A 1,938-nucleotide genomic window follows, 5' to 3' on the forward strand; every position below is an offset into this window, starting at 1 on the left:
CCCCCGTCCCGCGCACCCAAACACCCACCCCCGGGATGAACGTCACCCTGGCCAGCACCGGGTCCGACGGGCAGGGCGCGCTGCTCGGCGGAAGCGCGGCGCTGCTCCTCGGCGGGGCCGCACTGTACCGGCGGTTCCGGCCGGGGGCGGTGCGCTGAAGGGCGTGACGGTGCGCTGAAGGTCTGCGCGATGGCGCGCCGGACCCTTTCGCGAGGGCGCGCCGGACGTTTTCGCGAGGCTGCCGGGACACCCCTGAGGTGCACCCCGCCGGGCCGTCCGAGGGCCGTACCGACCGAGCCGGTACGGCCCTCAGCGCGTGTGGAAACGGCGGTGCAACTCCCGTACCTCGCCGACGAGTTCCGGCACCGGCCCCTCGACCGTCACGCCGGGCGCGACCTCGTGGACCGGGAGCGTGCGCACCGGGGGCGCCGGGACGCCCAACTCCGTGAGCCAGGAGCCGAGTTGTTCGGACGAGGCGACGTACACGATCCGGCCCAGGCCCACCCACGCGTGCGCCGCCGCGCACATCGGGCAGTGCTCGCCGGACGTGTACACGGTCGCCGCCGCGCGCTCCTCGGGTGTCATGTGCTCCGCCGACCAGCGGGCCAGTTCGAACTCCGGGTGGCGGGTGCGGTCGCCGGACGCCACGCGGTTGTGGTCCTCCGCGAGGACCGTCCCGTCAGCGCCTACCAGCACCGAGCCGAACGGCTCGTCGCCGGCGTCCAGGGCGTCCGCCGCGAGCTGCACCGCGCGGCGCAGGTGGGCCAGCTCCGAGTCCTTCACGTCTGTCCTCCTGGGGGCAGGGTAATTGTGTTGTGGGCGGCGTGGCGGGGTGTTGGAGTGGGCGTATGAACAATGCCGACATCCTCGCCCTGTACGACCGCGAGATGCGTCAGGGCGCCCGCCCCGACAGCTCCGATGCCCGGATCGAACGTACCGGGCAGGTCGTCCGGCAGATCGCCTCCGCTGAGGGGTGGAGCGGGGTCCTGTGGTCCGGGCTCGGTGAGGGGGACGCGGATGCGGTGATCGCCGAGCAGGTCGCCTTCTACACGGGGCTCGGGCGGGAGTTCGAGTGGAAGACGTACTCCCACGACACGCCCGCCGACCTGGGGGAACGCCTCCGGTCCGCCGGGTTCGTGCCCGACGACGTCGAGACCCTTCTCATCGCTGAGACGAAGACCCAGCTGACCGGGGCCGAGCCGCCCGAGGGCGTCCGGATCGAGCCCGTCACGGACATGGCGGGCGTCGAGCTGATGGTCCGCGCCAACGAGCGCGCGTTCGGGCGGGACGCCTCCTGGCTGCGGGATCTGCTGCGGGTGCGGCTCGCCGAGGACCCCGACATCCTCGTCGCCGTCGTCGCCCTCGCCGGGGACGAGCCGGTCAGCTCGGCCCGCATGGAGCTGATCCCGGACACGCGGTTCGCGGGGCTCTGGGGTGGCGGGACGGTTCCCGAGTGGCGGGGGAGGGGGATCTACCGCGCGCTGATCGCGTACCGGGCCCGCATCGCCGCCGCGCGGGGGTACGAGTTCCTCCAGGTCGACGCGTCGAAGGACAGCCGGCCGATCCTGGAGGGGCTGGGCTTCGCGAAGTTGGGGACCACGACGCCGTATGTGTATACGCCGTGAGGGAGTTGGGGGTGCCGGAGGGCCGGGCCGGATGCCGCCGGGTTCGTACCGCGCGGTGAACTCACCTTTGCGGGAAGCCTCTTGAACGGGGGAAGCCCTCTGGCTGAGGCCCTCTGAATGCCGGGCCCGCGAGCACGTCCCGTCCGAGTGGGCCCGCCGTGCGTTGAGGGGAGCCGAGGCGGCGGGCCCGGTACCGGACCTTTGTGTGTCCGTCCAGCGTAGACCTCGGCGCCCGAGGGGGGAACGGCGCGCGGGAGCGTCGTACGGGCGCGCGGGGCAGTTTGCTGTACGGGGACTGCGCGGGGTGGCGTAC

Annotated in this window: 3 protein-coding genes; 2 read left to right on the plus strand and 1 reads right to left on the minus strand. The window is 73.2% G+C overall.

Annotation, left to right across the window (positions count from 1 at the left end):
- The first annotated feature begins 35 nt into the window (after positions 1-35).
- Entirely contained in the window at positions 36-158 is a 123-nt protein-coding gene (locus AOK24_RS48010) for an LPXTG cell wall anchor domain-containing protein (RefSeq protein ID WP_276206881.1), read from the plus strand.
- 151 nt (positions 159-309) lie between these two features.
- Here AOK24_RS48010 and AOK24_RS36995 read toward each other — a convergent pair whose 3' ends face one another.
- The gene (locus AOK24_RS36995) at positions 310-783 is read right to left on the minus strand and encodes a nucleoside deaminase (RefSeq protein ID WP_055724326.1); all 474 of its coding nucleotides are present in this window, start codon (positions 781-783) and stop codon (positions 310-312) included.
- Between the two features lie 65 nt (positions 784-848).
- Between AOK24_RS36995 and AOK24_RS37000 the strand changes: the two genes are divergently transcribed.
- Positions 849-1,625 (plus strand): GNAT family N-acetyltransferase, encoded by a 777-nt coding sequence (locus AOK24_RS37000; RefSeq protein ID WP_055724327.1) that lies wholly within the window; start codon positions 849-851, stop codon positions 1,623-1,625.
- Positions 1,626-1,938 lie beyond the last annotated feature (313 nt).

It is taken from the genome of Streptomyces niveiscabiei (assembly GCF_001419795.1).
Classification (GTDB): domain Bacteria; phylum Actinomycetota; class Actinomycetes; order Streptomycetales; family Streptomycetaceae; genus Streptomyces; species Streptomyces niveiscabiei.